Source organism: Bradyrhizobium sp. A5 (assembly GCF_042076515.1).
Classification (GTDB): Bacteria; Pseudomonadota; Alphaproteobacteria; order Rhizobiales; family Xanthobacteraceae; genus Bradyrhizobium; species Bradyrhizobium cosmicum.
In genome coordinates, this window is record NZ_CP148990.1 from 699,604 (window position 1) to 716,339 (window position 16,736).

Annotated in this window: 18 protein-coding genes; 10 read left to right on the forward strand and 8 right to left on the reverse strand. The window is 64.2% G+C overall.

Going from position 1 to position 16,736, the window contains the following annotated elements:
• Positions 1 to 117: 117 nt before the first annotated feature.
• The 3 genes from WHZ77_RS03230 to WHZ77_RS03240 all read left to right on the forward strand — a co-directional run bounded on the left by WHZ77_RS03230 (position 118) and on the right by WHZ77_RS03240 (position 2,353).
• Complete coding sequence (locus WHZ77_RS03230; RefSeq protein ID WP_375312364.1) at positions 118 to 384, forward strand: hypothetical protein; 267 nt, start codon at positions 118 to 120, stop codon at positions 382 to 384.
• 183 nt (positions 385 to 567) lie between these two features.
• The gene (locus WHZ77_RS03235) at positions 568 to 1,314 is read left to right on the forward strand and encodes an OmpW family protein (RefSeq protein WP_375312365.1); all 747 of its coding nucleotides are present in this window, start codon (positions 568 to 570) and stop codon (positions 1,312 to 1,314) included.
• Positions 1,315 to 1,404: 90 nt separating this feature from the next.
• A protein-coding gene (locus WHZ77_RS03240) for an IS630 family transposase (protein WP_375309229.1) occupies positions 1,405 to 2,353 on the forward strand; the annotation gives its coding sequence in 2 pieces (ribosomal slippage) (positions 1,405 to 1,740 and positions 1,742 to 2,353; 948 coding nt in all).
• A gap of 112 nt (positions 2,354 to 2,465) precedes the next feature.
• Here WHZ77_RS03240 and WHZ77_RS03245 read toward each other — a convergent pair.
• Positions 2,466 to 3,161: a DUF1013 domain-containing protein gene (locus WHZ77_RS03245; RefSeq protein ID WP_375312366.1), complete on the reverse strand. Its 696-nt coding sequence runs from the start codon at positions 3,159 to 3,161 to the stop codon at positions 2,466 to 2,468.
• A 253-nt stretch (positions 3,162 to 3,414) separates the two neighbouring features.
• On the opposite strand from WHZ77_RS03245, the gene ispH reads away from it, so the two are divergent.
• Genes ispH through rnhA form a run of 3 tightly spaced genes read left to right on the forward strand, consistent with a single transcriptional unit; the run spans position 3,415 to position 5,822 of the window.
• On the forward strand, positions 3,415 to 4,383 hold the full coding sequence (ispH, locus tag WHZ77_RS03250; protein ID WP_143843069.1) for a 4-hydroxy-3-methylbut-2-enyl diphosphate reductase: 969 nt from the start codon (positions 3,415 to 3,417) through the stop codon (positions 4,381 to 4,383).
• A 6-nt stretch (positions 4,384 to 4,389) separates the two neighbouring features.
• Positions 4,390 to 5,373, forward strand: a complete 984-nt coding sequence (locus WHZ77_RS03255) for a homoserine kinase (protein ID WP_375312367.1) — start codon at positions 4,390 to 4,392, stop codon at positions 5,371 to 5,373.
• The gene (gene rnhA / locus WHZ77_RS03260) at positions 5,370 to 5,822 is read left to right on the forward strand and encodes a ribonuclease HI (RefSeq protein WP_375312368.1); all 453 of its coding nucleotides are present in this window, start codon (positions 5,370 to 5,372) and stop codon (positions 5,820 to 5,822) included. The genes WHZ77_RS03255 and rnhA overlap by 4 nt, the downstream gene beginning before the upstream one ends.
• A 251-nt stretch (positions 5,823 to 6,073) precedes the next feature.
• Here the strand turns inward: rnhA and WHZ77_RS03265 are convergent, their stop codons facing one another.
• The 5 genes from WHZ77_RS03265 to WHZ77_RS03285 all read right to left on the reverse strand — a co-directional run bounded on the left by WHZ77_RS03265 (position 6,074) and on the right by WHZ77_RS03285 (position 8,712).
• Positions 6,074 to 6,559: an ATP F0F1 synthase subunit B gene (locus tag WHZ77_RS03265; RefSeq protein ID WP_375312369.1), complete on the reverse strand. Its 486-nt coding sequence runs from the start codon at positions 6,557 to 6,559 to the stop codon at positions 6,074 to 6,076.
• 5 nt (positions 6,560 to 6,564) lie between these two features.
• Entirely contained in the window at positions 6,565 to 7,131 is a 567-nt protein-coding gene (locus WHZ77_RS03270; protein WP_375312370.1) for a F0F1 ATP synthase subunit B', read from the reverse strand.
• A 62-nt stretch (positions 7,132 to 7,193) separates the two neighbouring features.
• On the reverse strand, positions 7,194 to 7,424 hold the full coding sequence (locus tag WHZ77_RS03275) for a F0F1 ATP synthase subunit C (protein WP_007599451.1): 231 nt from the start codon (positions 7,422 to 7,424) through the stop codon (positions 7,194 to 7,196).
• 53 nt (positions 7,425 to 7,477) lie between these two features.
• Entirely contained in the window at positions 7,478 to 8,227 is a 750-nt protein-coding gene (locus tag WHZ77_RS03280; protein WP_041748016.1) for a F0F1 ATP synthase subunit A, read from the reverse strand.
• Positions 8,228 to 8,337: 110 nt separating this feature from the next.
• Complete coding sequence (locus WHZ77_RS03285; RefSeq protein ID WP_375312371.1) at positions 8,338 to 8,712, reverse strand: AtpZ/AtpI family protein; 375 nt, start codon at positions 8,710 to 8,712, stop codon at positions 8,338 to 8,340.
• A 75-nt stretch (positions 8,713 to 8,787) separates the two neighbouring features.
• On the opposite strand from WHZ77_RS03285, the gene WHZ77_RS03290 reads away from it, so the two are divergent.
• From WHZ77_RS03290 to WHZ77_RS03300, 3 genes are all read left to right on the forward strand, one after another.
• A complete protein-coding gene (locus WHZ77_RS03290) occupies positions 8,788 to 9,030 on the forward strand; it encodes a hypothetical protein (protein ID WP_375312372.1) in 243 nt (80 codons plus the stop codon).
• Between the two features lie 41 nt (positions 9,031 to 9,071).
• Positions 9,072 to 9,593, forward strand: coding sequence for a hypothetical protein (locus tag WHZ77_RS03295; protein WP_375312373.1), 522 nt, complete (start codon positions 9,072 to 9,074; stop codon positions 9,591 to 9,593).
• Between the two features lie 133 nt (positions 9,594 to 9,726).
• Positions 9,727 to 10,200, forward strand: a complete 474-nt coding sequence (locus WHZ77_RS03300) for a secondary thiamine-phosphate synthase enzyme YjbQ (RefSeq protein ID WP_375312374.1) — start codon at positions 9,727 to 9,729, stop codon at positions 10,198 to 10,200.
• A 73-nt stretch (positions 10,201 to 10,273) separates the two neighbouring features.
• On the opposite strand, the gene WHZ77_RS03305 is transcribed toward WHZ77_RS03300, so the two are convergent.
• Complete coding sequence (locus WHZ77_RS03305; RefSeq protein WP_375312375.1) at positions 10,274 to 11,899, reverse strand: MFS transporter; 1,626 nt, start codon at positions 11,897 to 11,899, stop codon at positions 10,274 to 10,276.
• A 342-nt stretch (positions 11,900 to 12,241) separates the two neighbouring features.
• On the opposite strand from WHZ77_RS03305, the gene WHZ77_RS03310 reads away from it, so the two are divergent.
• Positions 12,242 to 12,913 carry a response regulator gene (locus tag WHZ77_RS03310; protein ID WP_375312376.1) on the forward strand — a complete coding sequence of 224 codons (672 nt, stop codon included), beginning with the start codon at positions 12,242 to 12,244 and terminating at the stop codon, positions 12,911 to 12,913.
• A 121-nt stretch (positions 12,914 to 13,034) separates the two neighbouring features.
• Here WHZ77_RS03310 and WHZ77_RS03315 read toward each other — a convergent pair whose 3' ends face one another.
• Entirely contained in the window at positions 13,035 to 16,544 is a 3,510-nt protein-coding gene (locus tag WHZ77_RS03315) for a NahK/ErcS family hybrid sensor histidine kinase/response regulator (RefSeq protein ID WP_375312377.1), read from the reverse strand.
• Positions 16,545 to 16,736 lie beyond the last annotated feature (192 nt).

Sequence of the window (16,736 nt, forward strand, 5' to 3'; positions counted from 1 at the left end):
CCTCCGGCCGTCATGCCCGGGCTTGACCCGGGCATCCATCAATGGGCAAGCAATTGCCTTGATTTCGATGGATTGCCGGGTCAAGCCCGGCAATGACGAATGAGACGGGACCGATCAATGTCAGCCAGACTTGCGCCGTATGGAGTCATCTGCCTGCTCGCCATCGCTCTCTCCGCCTGCTCCGCGCGCTACCAGACGCCGGTGGCGATGGGCGGAGACGATGACGATGCGGTGTGCCAGAGCCGCGGCTATGCGCAGGGGACGCCCGAATACGTGGCTTGCCGCAAGGATCGTGACGTCCAGCGCAATGCCGCCACTGCCCGCGCCGACCGCCGCCAGCGCGATCTTGGCGAGTATATGCTGAACCATCCCGAGCGGCCCTGACGCCGGCTACGGTATTATCCTGCGCATTCGTTCTCGTGTTTCGTGACACATCTGCAACGCGGCAGCCAAATCGTGTCGCGTCAGTCCTGATTTGATCGGCGTCAAATCCTTCATCGCCCCCCTTCTGCTCTGACGCTGATGTTGCGCAACGACGCGCGCGAGAGATGGCTGAAGGGGAATTCAATGAGTGGAAAGACAGGAACGCTGGCGCGGCTTGCGACGGTTGGCGCGATGCTCGCGGGGGCTCTTGCCTCGGCGCAGGCTGCCGATTTGCCGGTTTACAAGAAGGCGCCGCCGCCGGTTGAGAGCTTCAATCCCTGGATGGTGCGCCTGCGCGTGCTCGGCGTCTTGCCGGATGCAGGCGGCTCAACCGTCAATGTCGCCGGCGTGCCCTCGCTGTCGTCGCCGAACTCCGGGCTGTCGATCAGCGACCAGGTCGTGCCCGAGCTCGACATCAGCTATTTCTTCACCAAGAACATCGCGGCCGAATTGATCCTGGGCGTGACGCGGCATTCGATCAGCGGCACCGGCTCGCTGGCGAACCTGCCGATCGGCAAGACCACGCTGCTGCCGCCGACGCTGACCTTGCAATATCACTTCGACAATTTCGGTGCGTTCAAGCCGTATATCGGCGCCGGCGTGAACTACACGGTGTTCTTCAACAACTCCGCCGCCAATTCACCGGCCGCCATCGTCGGGCCGCCCGCGATCGTTGCCACCACAACGAATCTGCATGTCAGCAACGCCTGGGGCGGCGCCGTGCAGTTCGGCTTCGACTACATGCTCGACCGGCACTGGGGTCTCAACGTCGACGTCAAGAAGCTCTGGCTGCGTCCGGACTACAGCGCGACCGTCAGCGGCCTGCCGGTTACCGGCAATGCGCATATCGATCCGTGGCTGGTCGGTGGCGGTGTGACCTACAAGTTCTAGAGCGGTTCATCGATTGATTGAATCGGGAGGGATTCCGTCGGGCGGCGGTTTGTGATTCAAGATGCTGGCTGGATCGGAGGCCAGCATCAGATGGTCCGACCTCTTTCGAATGATCTTCGTGAACGAGCCGTGAAGGCGGTGGAATCCGGCGAGAGTTGCCATGCTGTGGCGGCCCGGTTCGATGTTGCAGTGTCGTCCGTCGTGAAGTGGAGGCAGCGCTATCGCGCGACGGGTTCGGTGGCGCCGGGCAAGATGGGCGGTCACCGTAAGCCGGTTCTGGGGCCGCATCGAGCGTTCATCGTGGAGCGGATCAGGCAGACGCCACATCTAACGCTGCACGGGCTGAAGGACGAGCTTGCCGCGCGAGGCGTGAAAGTCTCACACCATGCGGTATGGACCTTCCTGCGACGCGAAGGTCTCAGCTTCAAAAAAAACACTGTTCGCCCTTGAGCAGGGTCGCGCCGACGTCGCGCGGCGGCGGCAGCGCTGGCGCAGCTTGCAGGATCGCCTCGATCCAAGCCGCCTGGTGTTCATCGACGAGACCTGGATCAAGACCAACATGGCCCCGTTGCGCGGCTGGGGATCCAAGGGCGAGCGGTTGCGCGGCTTTGCGCCGCACGGTCACTGGCGAACCCTGACCTTCCTCGGTGCCCTACGCTCTGACCAGCTCACTGCGCCTTGCGTGTTCGACGGACCGATCAACGGCGAAAGCTTCCGCGCCTATGTCGAACAGCAACTCGTCAAAGTGCTCAAACCGGGCGACATCGTCGTCATGGATAATCTCGGTAGCCACAAGTCCCCGACCGTCCGGCAGATGATCCGGAAAGCCGGCGCAAGACTGTGGTACCTGCCGCCGTACTCACCCGACCTCAACCCGATCGAGCAAGTCTTCGCCAAGATCAAGCACTGGATGCGCATCGCACAGAAGCGCACGATCGACGACGCCTGCGACCACATCGGCAACCTCGTCAGAAGCGTTCTGCCCAGCGAATGCAGCAACTACTTCGTTAATGCCGGATACGCTTCTATCAAAAAATGAAACGCTCTAGTCTCACCGGTGTCGTCTCCGGTGTGCTGACACAAAACAAAAACGCGGCGGGGTGGCCCGCCGCGTTTCATTTGCATTCGAAAGCAAGCCGGAAGAGAGGGTCTTATTCCTCCTCGTCCTCGTGCTTCTTGCCGCCGAGCGTCTTGAGCTTGGCGAACACGGCGTCGACGTTGAGGTCGTCGCTCGAGCGTTCGGCCGGCTCGTACTCATCCTTCTTGGTGGTCTCGGAAGCCGGCAGCAGGGTAGCGCCGCCATAGGCCGTGTCGATCGGCTTCTCCTTGGCCGCGCGCGCGACCTCGAAATCGAGCTCGATCTGCGAGCAGAGACCGAGGGTGACCGGGTCGATCGGGGTCAGCTGGGAGGTGTTCCAGTGGGTGCGGTCGCGCACACTCGCGATCGTGCTCTTGGTGGTGCCGACCAGGCGCATGACCTGGGCGTCCTTGAGCTCCGGGTGGCTGCGCAGCAGCCAGAGGATGGCGCTCGGGCGCTCGTGGCGGCGCGACACCGGCGTGTAGCGCGGGCCCTTGCGCTTGGGCTGGGGCGGCAGCACCACCTTGCTCTCCTGCAGGCGGAGCCGATAGTCAGGGCTCTTCTCGCCCTTCTCGATCTCCTCGCGGGTCAACTGGCCGTTGGAGAGGGGGTCCATGCCCTTGATGCCCTGGGCGGCGTCGCCGTCGGCGATCGCGCGCACCTCGAGGGGGTGCATCTTGGTGAAGTCGGCGACCTGGTCGAAGGTCAGCGCGGTGTTGTCGAGCAGCCAGACGGCGGTCGCCTTGGGCATCAGAGGTGCGTTGCTCATGGCAAATCTCCTTTGTGCTTCGCCCACCCCTCTGGAGGCGAAGCCGGTGGTCATCAGCGATGACTGGGAATTCGCGCTATATAAGCCCGGAGGGGGTAGCCACGCAATGGTTCTGCTATAGATAGTGCCTTGACAGCGCCCGAAAGGGGGCCCAATTCCCTCTGAAGTCGCTGTAAGCCCGTACCTAAGCCCTGTTCATCCCAAGGCCGCTTCCCGCCTGTCTGGCGAGGTGATTCGGTCCCGAGATCGCTCAATGTCAGCCAAACCAGACCTCAAGATCGTGCTTTGTTCTCCCCGCGGCTTCTGCGCCGGGGTGGTCCGGGCGATCGACACCGTGGAACGGGCGCTCGATAAATACGGCGCCCCCGTCTATGTTCGCCACGAGATTGTGCACAACAAATACGTCGTCGACGGGTTGAAGAAGAAAGGCGCGATCTTCGTCGAGGAGCTCGCCGAGATCCCGGAAAATACCACCGCCCCGGTGGTGTTCTCGGCCCATGGCGTGCCGAAGTCCGTCCCGGCCGACGCCTCGTCCCGCAACCTGTTTTCGCTGGATGCGACCTGCCCGCTGGTGACCAAGGTGCACCGCGAGGCCGCGATCCATTTCAAGCGCGGCCGCGAGATCTTCCTGATCGGTCACTCCCATCACCCCGAGGTGGTCGGCACGCTCGGCCAGCTTCCGGTCGGCGCCGTGACCCTGATCGAGACCGCCGAGGACGCCAAGACGATTTCGCCGAAGGATCCGAACAACCTCGCCTTCGTGACCCAGACCACGCTGTCGATCGATGACACCGCGGAGATCGTGGCGCTGCTCAAGGAGCGCTTCCCGAACATCAACGGGCCGCACAAGGAAGACATCTGCTACGCCACCACCAACCGCCAGCTCGCAGTGAAGAAGGTGGCGCCGGTAGTGGACGCGCTCATTGTTGTTGGTGCTCCCAATTCGTCCAACTCGCAGCGCCTGCGCGAGGTTGCCGAGCGCGAAGGCTGCAAGATCGCGGTGCTGGCGCAGCGCGCCGCCGATCTCGACTGGGAACGGTTCAGCAACATCTCGAGCCTCGGCATCACCGCGGGCGCCTCGGCGCCGGAAGTGATCGTCGAGGAGATCATGGATGCGTTCGCCGAGCGCTACACGCTGCACGTGGAGACGGTCTCGGCCGCTGAAGAGAACGAGTTCTTCCCGCTGCCGCGCCAGGTGCGCCCTGAAGCTGCCGCCGAGTAAATCTTCATGGCGGTCTACACCGACGTTGCCGCCGACGAGCTTGCGGATTTCCTGAAGCAATACGATCTCGGCGACCTGCTCTCCTACAAGGGCATCGCCGAGGGCGTCGAGAATTCCAACTTCCTGCTGCACACCACCAAGGGATCGTTCATTCTCACGCTCTACGAGAAGCGCGTGGCGAAGAACGATCTGCCGTTCTTCCTCGCGCTGATGACGCATCTGGCCGAGCACGGCGTCAATTGCCCGCTGCCGGTGAAGGCGAAAGACGGCGAGGCGCTGCGCGAATTATCGGGCCGGCCGGCCGTGATCATCACCTTTCTCGAAGGCGTCTGGCCGCGCAAGCCGAATGCGGCGCATTGTGCCGGCGTCGGCGAAGGGCTGGCCAGGATGCATCTGGCCGGTGCCAATTTCGCGATCAAGCGCGCCAATGCGCTCTCGGTCGCGGGCTGGCGGCCGCTGTTCGATGCAGCCTCACATCGCGCCGACGAGGTGCAGCCGGGCCTGCGCGCGTTTCTCGGCCATGAGCTCGATCATCTCTCGAGCGGTATCTGGCCGAGCAATCTGCCCGAGGGCGTGATCCACGCCGATCTCTTCAACGACAACGTCTTCTTCCTGGGCGACAAGCTTTCGGGCATCATCGACTTCACCTTTGCCTGCAACGACATGCTGGCTTATGACGTCGCGATCTGCCTCAACGCCTGGTGCTTCGAGCCGGATCACTCCTTCAACGTCACCAAGGCGCGCGCCTTCCTCAATGCTTACGGCCGGGTGCGAAAGCTGACTGACGCCGAGCAGGCCGCGCTGCCGCTGCTGGCGCGCGGCGCCGCGATCCGCTTCCTGCTGACGCGGCTGGTCGACTGGCTCAACGTGCCCGAGGGCGCGCTGGTCAAGCCGAAGGATCCGCTGGAATATGTCCGCAAGCTGCGCTTCCACCAGAGCGTTTCCAGCGCGCGCGACTACGGGCTGATGCCGTCGGGACTTGTCGCGTGAGCGAGCTTCCCAATGTGACGATTTATACCGACGGCGCCTGCTCGGGAAATCCGGGGCCCGGCGGTTGGGGTGCGATCCTGAAGTTCGGCGACAAGGAGAAAGAGCTGAACGGCGGCGAGCGCCACACCACCAACAACCAGATGGAGTTGATGGCGGCGATCTCCGCGCTGGAAGCGCTGAAGAAGCCGTGCACCGTCGATCTCTACACCGACAGCCAGTATGTGCGGCAGGGCATCACCGGCTGGATCCACGGCTGGAAGCGCAACGGCTGGCGCACCGCCGACAAGAAGCCGGTCAAGAATGTCGAGCTATGGCAGCGCCTCGACGCTGCGCTGAAGGCGCATGAGGTGCGCTGGCACTGGGTCAAGGGTCACGCCGGCCATCCCGAGAACGAGCGCGCGGATCAGCTGGCGCGGGATGGCGTCGCGATGGCGAGGTTGAAGACGTAGGTGGCGGAGTAGGGCGTCGACGTGTCGCGGACGCCGCTTCATTCTCAGCTGTCATCACCCGCCTTGTGCGCATTTGCGCACTGGGGCGGGCGATCCAGTATTCCAGAGACGTCAGTGGTCGACAGAAAGGTCGCGGCATACTGGATGCCCCGCCTTCGCGAGGCATGACACCGACTTTCCGACGCCCGGACCGGCAAACAAAAAAGCCGACGCTCATCGCGCCGGCTTTTTGATTGGTGAGGCCTACGCCCTCAGTTCAGCTTCTGCCGAACCTCGGTGATGCCCTTGGCGAGCAGGTCGTCGGCGACCTGGCCTTTGACCGACTGCGACAGGATCGTGGAGGCAGCCTGGACGGCGGCTTCCGCGGCTGCGGCGCGGACATCGGCCAGCGCCTGGGCCTCGGCGAGCGCGATCTTGCTCTCCGCGGTCTTGGTTCTGCGGGCGACAAAGTCTTCCATCTTCGCCTTGGCCTCGGTCGCGATGCGCTCGGCTTCGGACCTGGCGTTGGCAATGATGTCGGCAGCTTCACGTTCGGCCGACGCGGTGCGCGCCTTGTAGTCGGCGAGCACCTTGGCAGCCTCCTGCTTGAGGCGCGTCGCGTCGTCCAGTTCGGCTTTGATGCGGTCGGCGCGATGGTCGAGCGCCGTCATCGCTTTCTTGAAGACCCCGAGATAGCCGAACAGGACCATCAGGATCACGAAGGCGATGGCGACCCAGGTTTCAGGATCGAAGAACATATCGACTAACCCTTCAAGGACGCATCAACGGCGGCATTGACCGACGCTGCATCCGGAACGACGCCCGTGAGTTGCTGCACGATCTGGCCTGCCGAATCGGCCGCGATGGCGCGGACGTTGCTCATGGCGCTGGCGCGAGTCGAGGCGATGGTCTTTTCCGCCCCGGCGAGCTTGGCCGCCAGCTGTTCTTCCAGCGTCTTGCGCTCGGCGTCCGCCTGCGCATTCGCCTTGTCGCGGGATTCATTGCCGATCGCCTGCGCACGCGTGCGCGCCGCAGCGAGCTCGCTTTCGTAGGCCTTCAGCGCCGCTTCGGACTGATCCTTCAGCTTCTGCGCTTCGGCGAGGTCGCCCTCAATCTTGTTCTGACGCGCCTCGATCGCACCGCCGACCTTCGGCAGAGCGAGCTTGGACACGACCACGTAAAGCACGACGAAGAAGATCGCGAGCGACACCAGCTGCGAAGCATAGGTGCTGCTCTCGAACGGCGGAAAGCCGCCACCGTGGTGACCACCGTCAGCCTCGGTATGGGCGCCCGCCGCTGGACCCTTCGCCCCGCCATGACTCTCAGCCATGGAGTACTCCTGTTGCTGTCAGGCGCGCCGCTTCGGTCGAAGCGGCGCGAAGAACGTCGTCCTCAGAGCGGAACGAACAGCAGCAGCAGCGCGATCAGCAGCGAGAAAATGCCGAGCGCTTCGGTCACGGCGAAGCCGAAGATCAGGTTGCCGAACTGGCCCTGAGCGGCCGAGGGGTTGCGAACGGCCGCGGCGAGGTAGTTGCCGAAGATCACGCCGACGCCGACGCCCGCGCCGCCCATGCCGATGCATGCGATGCCCGCGCCGATAAGTTTTGCTGCTGCCGGATCCATTTTAGTCTCCTTGGAAGAAAGATTGGGTTTTGGGTGGAAATTCCCCGGACCGCTCAGTGTCCCGGATGAATGGCGTCGTTGAGGTAGATACAGGTCAGGATCGCAAACACGTAAGCCTGCAGGAACGCGACCAGAATCTCGAGGGCGTACAGCGCGACCGTGAGCGCCAGCGGCAGCACGCCGCCGACCCAGCCGAGGGCGCCGAGCGAGAAGCCGAGCATGGCGACGAAGCCAGCGAACACCTTCAACGCGATGTGGCCGGCCAGCATGTTGGCGAATAGACGGACGCTGTGGGAGACCGGCCGCAGGAAGAACGACAGGATCTCGATGAACATCACCAGCGGCAGGATGTAGCCGGGGACACCATGAGGCACGAAAATCGAGAAGAATTTCACGCCGTTCTTGGCAACGCCGTAGATCAGGACCGTGAAGAAGACCAGAAGCGCCAGGGCCGCCGTCACGATCAGATGGCTCGAGATCGTGAAGGTGTAGGGAATGATGCCGATCAGGTTCGAGACGCAGATGAACATGAACAGCGAGAAGATCAGCGGGAAGAACTTCATGCCTTCCGAGCCGGCGGTCGAACGGATGGTCGAGGCCACGAACTCGTAGGAGATTTCGGCGACCGACTGGAGGCGCCCGGGAACCAGCTGTGAGCCGCTCGCCAGCATCAGGAGCGAGATGATCGCCACCGCGATCAGCATGTAGAGCGATGAATTGGTGAAGGCGATCGTTTGATTGCCGATATGGCCCAGGGTGAAGAGAGGCTCGATGTTGAACTGGTGGATCGGGTCGATTTTCATCAGCGCGGCATCTCTTGTCTGCCGGGCAATGCCGGCGGGTCTCGGTCTGCCGGCCGGGCCGGCCCGTACCGGCGAGGCCGGTACGATCATTCCTCTCCTGTGCGGATCGCCTAAGAACCACCGCGCCTGTTTTGACCCGCGCCCGCCGTTCTCACCACATTCACCACGCCGGCCACGAAGCCCAGCAGCAGGAACACGATAAACCCGAAAGGCGACGTCGACAGCAAACGGTCGAAACCCCAGCCGATCCCCGCTCCGACAACGACCCCGGCGACCAACTCGGAGGATAACCGAAAACCAAGCGCCATCGCCGAGGCTCTGGCCGCTCTGTCTCCACCGTCACCTGCGGGTTGCTCGGTCTTGATATGGCGGTCGCGTAATTCGGACAACCGCTGATCAAGATTTCCGAGCCGTTCGGAAAGCGCAGCTTCCTCGGATGATCTATCGCGATCTCCATTCCCGCCGTGTCCCGTGCCCTGTGTCATGCAACGAAGACCCGAAACGCCGCGGCTGAATGGAAATTACGCCCGCCACCCTCAAAAGCCGCGCGGACCATACTGATGGCCCATAATCAAGTCAAGCCAAGTCACGATTGCGTCGCCTTCTATTATGTGACTGATTTTCTTGACGATATTGGCGTGTGCGGCAGCACTGCACACAGCGTGACGCCGCACCGCAGCAGCTCTGCTCATGATCGGCAAATGCGGCCGCTATTTCGCCGTGCTGTCTGGATCAAACAGGCCACCGCGATGGTTGATCTCACATGCGCGTTTTTGGCGGCGGATTGCCTCGCCGGGGTGTAGAAGAGCGGGCGTGCCACCTGCGCGTCGTGGCGGAGAGCGCGATGAGACTTGCGACACCATCCACAGCATCATGGCTTGCGGCAGCCGCGCTTGCCGCGTTGATGGCAACCAGCGGCGATCTCGTGGCCGCGCAATCGGCCCCCGATAGCGAAAACGGCCGCTACAGCATGACGCCCATCCCCGAAGGCGTGCTGCGGCTCGACACCCGCACCGGAACGGTGTCGACCTGCACCAGGAATGACGCCGGCTGGGCCTGCTATGCCGTGCCGGACGAACGTACCGCGCTCGACGCCGAGATCGGCCGGCTTCAGGCCGAGGTCGAGAAGCTGAAGGGGCAACTCGCGGCGGGACCGACCGTGTCGGGCAAGATCGACGAGCCCATGCCGAAATCCGACCCGCTGAAGAAGGCGGAGCCGAAGGTCGCCGAGGGCGATCGCAAGATCGAGATTCCGCTGCCGAGCGACCAGGACGTCGATCGCGTGATGTCGTTCCTGGAAAAGGCCTGGCGCCGGCTGATCGACATGGCCAACCGCGTGCAGAAGGACGTGTCGGGGAAGATCTAGGACGTACGAGATGTCGTAGGGTGGGCAAAGGCGCAAAGCGCCGTGCCCACCACCTATCCATAATACAGACTGATTGGTGGGCACGCTGCGCTTTGCCCACCCGACGGCAACTTTTGATCAGGCAAGACTTTTCATGGCATCAGGCAAAACCGTAACCCGCTCGGCGCCATCGTCGGTGCAGGCCACTACCATCGCTTCGTCTCTGCTGACAGTCTCGGCGCCCGGGCGGGACTTCGTCGATCTCACCGCGGAAGCCACGAAGTTCATCAAGGACGTTCACGCGCGCGACGGCGCGCTGACGCTGTTCATCCGTCACACCTCGGCTTCGCTGACGATCCAGGAGAACGCCGATCCGTCCGTGCTCGCCGATCTCACCACGGCGCTGTCGCGGCTCGCGCCCGAGAATGCCGGCTGGACGCACGACACGGAAGGACCGGACGACATGCCGGCCCACGTCAAGACCATGTTGACGGGGACCTCGCTTCAGATCCCGGTGCTGAATGGCAAGCTCGTACTCGGGACATGGCAGGCGATCTATCTGATCGAGCACCGCATGCGCCCACACCGGCGCGAGGTGGTGCTGCAGTTCATCGGCAGCAATCAGTAATGTTTCTCTAGTGCCCAAAACGAAACCGGCCGCGGAGATCGCGGCCGGTTGGGTTGTCGATCGTTGCTGTCGATCAGGTCGCCTTGATGTCGACGTCCTTGGTCTCAGGCAGGAAGAAGAGGCCGATCACGACCGTGATGGACGCGAAGATGACCGGATACCAGAGGCCCGCATAGATATCGCCGGTCGAGGCCACGATGGCGAAGGCGGTCGCAGGCAAGAGCCCGCCGAACCAGCCGTTACCGATGTGGTAAGGCAGCGACATCGATGTGTAGCGGATGCGGGTCGGGAACAATTCGACCAGCATCGCGGCGATCGGGCCGTACACCATGGTGACGAAGATTACCAGGATGAACAACAGCCCGATGGTCGCGGCCACCTGCGGACGGAAGATGTCGAACGGATGCGCCATCTTCACGATGCCCGCGTCGCCGGTCTTCGGATAGCCGGCCGCCTGCACGGCGGCGAGGACCGCCGCGTTGCCGTCCTTGGCGTTGGGGTAGGCAACGTCCTTGCCGTTGACCACCACCTTCACGCCCGAACCGGCCGCGCCGGAAGAGGTCGTGTACTTGACCGACGACTGGGCCAGGTAGGCACGCGCGGTGTCGCAAGGCGCGGTGAAGACGCGGGTGCCGACCGGGTTGAACAGGTCGCCGCAACCTGCGGGATCCGCCACCACCTCGACCTTGGTCTGCTCGATGGCCTTTTCCAGCGCCGGGTTGGCGTTGCTGGTGATCATCTTGAAGATCGGGAAGAAGGTCAGCGCCGCGATCAGGCAGCCGCCGAGGATGATCGGCTTGCGGCCGATCTTGTCGGAGAGCATGCCGAACACGATGAAGAAGCCGGTGCCGAGCAGCAGTGACCAGGCGATCAGGAGGTTGGCGGTGTAACCGTCGACCTTCAGGATCGATTGCAGGAAGAACAGCGCGTAGAACTGGCCGGTGTACCAGACCACGCCCTGGCCCATCACGCCGCCGAGCAGCGCGAGCAGCACAAGCTTGCCGTTCTGCCAGTTGCCGAAGGCTTCTGTCAGCGGGGCCTTCGAGCTCTTCCCCTCGTCCTTCATCTTCTGGAAGATCGGCGATTCATTCAGCCGCAACCGGATCCAGACCGAGACGCCGAGCAGCAGCACCGAGACCAGGAACGGAATGCGCCAGCCCCAGGCCGCGAACTCGGCTTCGCCGAGCGCGCTGCGGGTGAACAGGATCACCAGCAGCGACAGGAACAGGCCGAGCGTGGCGGTCGTCTGGATGAAGGAGGTGTAATAGCCGCGCTTGCCGTTCGGCGCGTGCTCCGCGACGTAAGTCGCCGCACCGCCGTATTCACCGCCGAGCGCCAGGCCCTGGGCGAGGCGCAGCGCGATCAGGATGATCGGGGCCGCGATGCCGATGGTCGCCGCACTGGGCAGCAGGCCGACGATGAAGGTCGACAGACCCATGATCAGGATGGTGACGAGGAAGGTGTATTTGCGGCCGACGATGTCGCCGACACGGCCGAACACGATCGCGCCGAACGGGCGCACCAGGAAGCCCGCGGCAAAGGCCAGCAGCGCGAAGATGTCGCGGGTCGCCGGCGGATAGGCCGAAAAGAACTGCGCGCCGATGATGCCGGCCAGCGAACCGTAGAGATAGAAGTCGTACCACTCGAAGACGGTACCGAGCGAGGAGGCGAGAATGACGAACCGTTCGTCCTTCGTCATCCCTCCCGCGCGTGTTTCAGACACAGCAATTGTCGACATATTGAGTCGCTCCCCGAAAGATCGTTTCCTCGCGCCCCAGATGTCCGGGCATGCCGGATCAACCTGGGTCTTGACCGCAAAGTAACATCGGCGTGAAACCCGCCCCAATACGACTTTCGGCCTTGCGCACTGACGCGTAGCTGAACGTGCGGTATCGGGCACCGGTCTCATCCGCGAAGGCTGGGGATTAACCCCTTTGCGGCAAAGGGATAATCGGTACTTGCATGCCACGGCCGGTCAGGGAAGAATTGACCCGCCGCGGCATCGACTCGCCGGCCGGTCGCGAACCACAGCAAGAGAACGATGAACGCTCCTTCGACCCATCTCGTCATTGCCGATGACCACCCGCTGTTCCGCGATGCGTTGCGGCAGGCCGTAGCGGGCGTCCTGACGTCGGCCAGGATCGACGAGGCCGGATCGTTCGAGGATCTGACCCGGCTGCTGGAACAGACATCCGACGTCGATCTGATCCTGCTCGACCTCTCGATGCCCGGCATCTCCGGCTTTTCCGGCCTGATCTATCTGCGCGCGCAATATCCGGCGATCCCGGTGGTGATCGTCTCTGCCTCAGACGACGGTGCCACGATCCGCCGCTCGCTCGACTTCGGCGCCTCCGGTTTCATTCCCAAGCGATACGGCGTCGAGACGCTGCGCGACGCCATTCTCAAGGTCATGGACGGTGACGTCTGGGTTCCCGCCGACATCGACCTGACGGCGGCCGCCGATCCCGATATGACCCGCCTGCGCGACCGCCTGGTCACGCTGACGCCGCAGCAGGTGCGGGTCCTGATGATGCTGTCGGAAGGACTGCTCAACAAGCAGATCGCCTATGAGCTCGGCGTCTCCGAGGCCACCATCAAGGCGCACGTCTCCGCGATCCTGCAAAAGCTCGGCGTCGAGAGCCGCACCCAGGCGGTGATTGCCGCGGCGAAGATCGCGGGCGGACAGTGGAAGCAGGGCACCCCGACGGGGTAGCGGCGGGCCGCTCCCAATCCCCAGTCATCCTTCTAGGCATGCCGCGGTGCGTCGCACCACACGACTCACGCCTCAGGATGACGGATCATGCGGGAGCAGGCAGTCAAGCGCGTCTGCGTCCTCACTCCGCCGCCACCATCTGCTGCGTCCGCCATTGCCCCAGCAGCGCCCGCAACGAGGCCGGCTTCACCGGCTTATTGAGAACCGCGATCCTCTCGTCGCGCGCGGCGACCTGCACGGCGGGGCTGCGGTCGGCGGTGATCAGGATCGCGGGGATGGTGTCGCCGAAGCGGCGGCGAATGTCGCGGATTGCGGCGATGCCGTTGCCACGGTCGAGATGATAGTCGACGAGCAGGCCGGTGACGCGGCGGCCGGCGGCCTCCATGGCCGCGATCGCGCCTTCGGGATCCGTGACCGCGATCACCTCGGCGTCCCACGCCTTCATCAGCGTGCGCATGCCGTCGAGGATCGCGGCGTCGTTCTCGATGCAGACGATCAAGGCGCCCGAGATCGGCGTGCGCGCCAGCGGCGTCGCGCTGGTCACCGCGGCGGTGTGGGTGATCGCCTTTGCCGTCGGCACCGTCACCGAGAATACCGAGCCGCCGCCTGTATTGGAGTCGATGGCGATGCCGTGGTTGAGCACGCGCGCCAGCCGCTCGACGATCGACAACCCAAGCCCGAGACCGCGCGCGATCCGCGCGCCCTGCTCCAGGCGGTGGAATTCCTTGAAGATCTCGCCGCGCTTGACCAAGGGGATGCCGACGCCGGTGTCGTAGACGCAGATCTTGAGCGAGGGACCCTGGCGGCGGCAGCCGACCAGCACGCGCCCGCGCGGGGTATATTTGATCGCGTTGGAGATCAGGTTCTGAAGCAGGCGCCGCAGCAGCAGGCGATCGGACTCGACCGGCAGCGAGCAGGGCACGAAAGCGAGCTCCAGATTCTTGGCGCGCGCGATCGGTGCGAACTCGATCTCCAGCGAGCGCATCAGATCGGCCATCTTGAAGCTCGAGATCGAGGTCGTCATCGCGCCGGCGTCGAGCCGGGAGATGTCGAGCAGCGCGCCGAGGATCTCTTCGATCGCCTGGAGCGATTCGTCGATGTTCTCGACCAGCCGTGTTTCCTCGCCGCTGTGCTGGCGCTCGACCAGGCTCGTGACGTAGAGCCGCGCCGCGTTCAGCGGCTGGAGAATGTCGTGGCTGGCGGCGGCGAGGAAGCGCGTCTTGGAGATGCTGGCGTCTTCCGCGGCGCTCTTGGCCAATGCGAGTTCGGAGTTCAGCCGCGTCAGTTCCTCGGTGCGGTCCCGCACGCGCTTTTCCAGCGTTGCGTTGGCGCGTTCCAGCGCTTCGGCCGCCTCGAAGGTGGGCGTAACGTCGGTGAAGGTAATGACGAAGCCGCTGCCGGGCATGCGGTTGGTGAGCACCTCGATCACCATGTGGCGCTCCGGCAGGCGTTCGAGATAGGGCTCGCCCTCGGTGGTGTAGGCGGCGAGCCGCCGTTCGATCATCGCTTCGCGCCCGGCCGGATCGTCCGGATCGCTCACGCCCATGAATTCCAGGATCTCGCGCAAGGGCGTGCCGAACTGAATGAAATGCGGGGGCACGTTGAGGAGGTCGCCGAACTGCCGGTTGGAGCAGATCAGCTGCAGATCGGCGTCGAACACCGCGATGCCCTGCCGGACGTGGTTGAGCGCGGTCTGGAGGATCTCGCGGTTGAAGTGCAGCGCCGCGTGGGAATCGTCGAGCAGTTTCAGCGCGGCTTTCGCCGACACCGTCCGCTTGCGCAGCAGCAGCGACATCACGAGGCGCGAGGACGCGGCCCCGATCGAAGAGGCGATCAGGTGCTCGGCGTGCTGCAGCAGCTCGAAATCGGCCGGCGCCCCGGACTCCAGTCGCACATTGCGCCGCGCGGAGAAGGCCTCGAACGAATGCCGCGCGCGGTCGGGCCCGAGATATTGCGCGACCGTGGTCTGGATGTCTTGCACCGTGACAGTGGTGCGCCAGCGCCGGAAGCTCGGCGAGATCGGCGCAAGCGTGTTAGGCACGAACAGATCGGCCTGCACGAGCTCGATCGACGACGGCCGGCGCGCCAACGACAGCAGCACATAGGTGAGGATGTTGAGCGACAGCGACCAGATCACGCCGTGCATCAGCGGCGGCAAATCGGCGCCGAACAGCGCCTGCGGCCGCAGCGCCTCGATCCCGAACGGGCCGTGCTGGAGCAGCAGGATGCCCGCCGTCGAGGTGTCCATGAAGCTCGGGATGAACAGCGTGTAGAGCCACACCGCGAAGCCGACCAGCATGCCGCCGATGGCGCCGCGCGCGGTCGCCCGCCGCCACAGCAGCCCGCCGAAGAAGCTCGGTGCAAGCTGTGCGATGGCGGCAAAAGAGAGCAGGCCGATCGCGGCAAGCTGGGTGTTGCCGAGCGCGCGGTAGTAGAAATAGGCCATCACCATGATGGCGAAGATCGCAAGCCGCCGCGAGCGCAGCAGGAAGTCGCTGAAATCGGCGCCGCCGGTGCGTCCCTCCGGCCGTCGTTGCAGCACCAGCGGCACGATCAGGTCGTTCGAGACCATGATGGAGAGCGCGACGCATTCGACGATCACCATCGCGGTCGCCGCCGACAGGCCGCCGACGAACACGGCGACGCTGAGCAGATCCGCGCCGCCCTCCATCGGCAGCGCCAGCACGTACATGTCGGGGTCCGCCGCGCCGAACGGAAAGCTGACGAGGCCGGCGATCGCGATCGGGATCACGAACAGGTTGATGGCAACGAGATAGAGCGGAAACAGCCAGCGCGCGCGGCCGACCTCGGCATCGCTGGAATTCTCGACGACGCTGACGTGGAACTGGCGCGGCAGCAGCATGATCGCGCACAGCGACAGCAGCGTCATCGTGAGGAAGTTGCCGATCGACGGCGAATAGTTGATGGCACGCACCGCCTCCGGCGTCTTCATCGCGCGCTCGATCAGCTCGTGCGGCGAGAACATCCAGAAGGTGACGAAGATACCGGCGGTGAGGAAGGCGACCAGCTTGATGATGGATTCGGTCGCGACCGCCAGCATCAGGCCGTGCTGGTGCTCGGTGGCGTCGGTCTGCCGGGTGCCGAACAGCACGGCGAAGGCTGCCATCGCCAGCGTCACCATCAGTGCGACGTCGCCGACGATCGGGATGTGGGAGAAGGCCTGGTCCTCGCTCAGGATGGTTTCGAGCGAGGACGCGACCGCCTTCAGCTGGAGCGCGATGTAGGGCACCGAGCCGATGATCGCGATCAGCGCCACGGTCGCCGCCACCGCCTGGCTCTTGCCATAGCGCGCGCCGATGAAGTCGGCGATCGAGGTGATGTTGTGGGCCTTGGCGAGCTGGATCACGCGGCGGAGCACGCCGGCGCCGAGGCCGATCATCAGGATCGGGCCGACATAGATCGCCAGGAAGTCGGTCGAGGTGCGAGTGGCGAAGCCGACCGAGCCGAAGAAGGTCCAGGAGGTGCAGTAGATCGCCAGCGACAGCGGATAGATCAACCCGGACGCGCGGCCTCGCCCGGCTGGCGAGCGGCGGTCGCCATGGCTCGCCACCAGGAACAGGAAGCCGATATAGCCGAAGGCGGCGGCGATCACGCCCCAGTCGTGCAGCATGGCGAGCGTGCTTCTCCCAAGGCGCGGTAGCGCCCGATCTTCTCAAGGCGCGCTAGCGCCCGACCTCATTTTCCAAGTAAATTTCCGAGCAAATCTAGCGCGTTGGGCGCACGCAAGCGACAGCGAAATGCCGTGCCGAGGCGGGAACTGGGGTTGTCGTTAAGCGGGGGGGGGGCGAGCTGCCTGTGCTCC

Bases quoted from the DNA above. Each gene is read 5' to 3' on its own strand.
- WHZ77_RS03230 (WP_375312364.1), top strand. From the start codon at position 118: ATGTCAGCCAGACTTGCGCCGTATGGAGTCATCTGCCTGCTCGCCATC.
- WHZ77_RS03235 (WP_375312365.1), top strand. From the start codon at position 568: ATGAGTGGAAAGACAGGAACGCTGGCGCGGCTTGCGACGGTTGGCGCG.
- WHZ77_RS03245 (WP_375312366.1), bottom strand. From the start codon at position 3,161: ATGAGCAACGCACCTCTGATGCCCAAGGCGACCGCCGTCTGGCTGCTC.
- ispH (WP_143843069.1), top strand. From the start codon at position 3,415: ATGTCAGCCAAACCAGACCTCAAGATCGTGCTTTGTTCTCCCCGCGGC.
- WHZ77_RS03255 (WP_375312367.1), top strand. From the start codon at position 4,390: ATGGCGGTCTACACCGACGTTGCCGCCGACGAGCTTGCGGATTTCCTG.
- WHZ77_RS03265 (WP_375312369.1), bottom strand. From the start codon at position 6,559: ATGTTCTTCGATCCTGAAACCTGGGTCGCCATCGCCTTCGTGATCCTG.
- WHZ77_RS03270 (WP_375312370.1), bottom strand. From the start codon at position 7,131: ATGGCTGAGAGTCATGGCGGGGCGAAGGGTCCAGCGGCGGGCGCCCAT.
- WHZ77_RS03275 (WP_007599451.1), bottom strand. From the start codon at position 7,424: ATGGATCCGGCAGCAGCAAAACTTATCGGCGCGGGCATCGCATGCATC.
- WHZ77_RS03280 (WP_041748016.1), bottom strand. From the start codon at position 8,227: ATGAAAATCGACCCGATCCACCAGTTCAACATCGAGCCTCTCTTCACC.
- WHZ77_RS03285 (WP_375312371.1), bottom strand. From the start codon at position 8,712: ATGACACAGGGCACGGGACACGGCGGGAATGGAGATCGCGATAGATCA.
- WHZ77_RS03290 (WP_375312372.1), top strand. From the start codon at position 8,788: ATGGCCCATAATCAAGTCAAGCCAAGTCACGATTGCGTCGCCTTCTAT.
- WHZ77_RS03295 (WP_375312373.1), top strand. From the start codon at position 9,072: ATGAGACTTGCGACACCATCCACAGCATCATGGCTTGCGGCAGCCGCG.
- WHZ77_RS03300 (WP_375312374.1), top strand. From the start codon at position 9,727: ATGGCATCAGGCAAAACCGTAACCCGCTCGGCGCCATCGTCGGTGCAG.
- WHZ77_RS03305 (WP_375312375.1), bottom strand. From the start codon at position 11,899: ATGACGAAGGACGAACGGTTCGTCATTCTCGCCTCCTCGCTCGGTACC.
- WHZ77_RS03310 (WP_375312376.1), top strand. From the start codon at position 12,242: ATGAACGCTCCTTCGACCCATCTCGTCATTGCCGATGACCACCCGCTG.
- WHZ77_RS03315 (WP_375312377.1), bottom strand. From the start codon at position 16,544: ATGCTGCACGACTGGGGCGTGATCGCCGCCGCCTTCGGCTATATCGGC.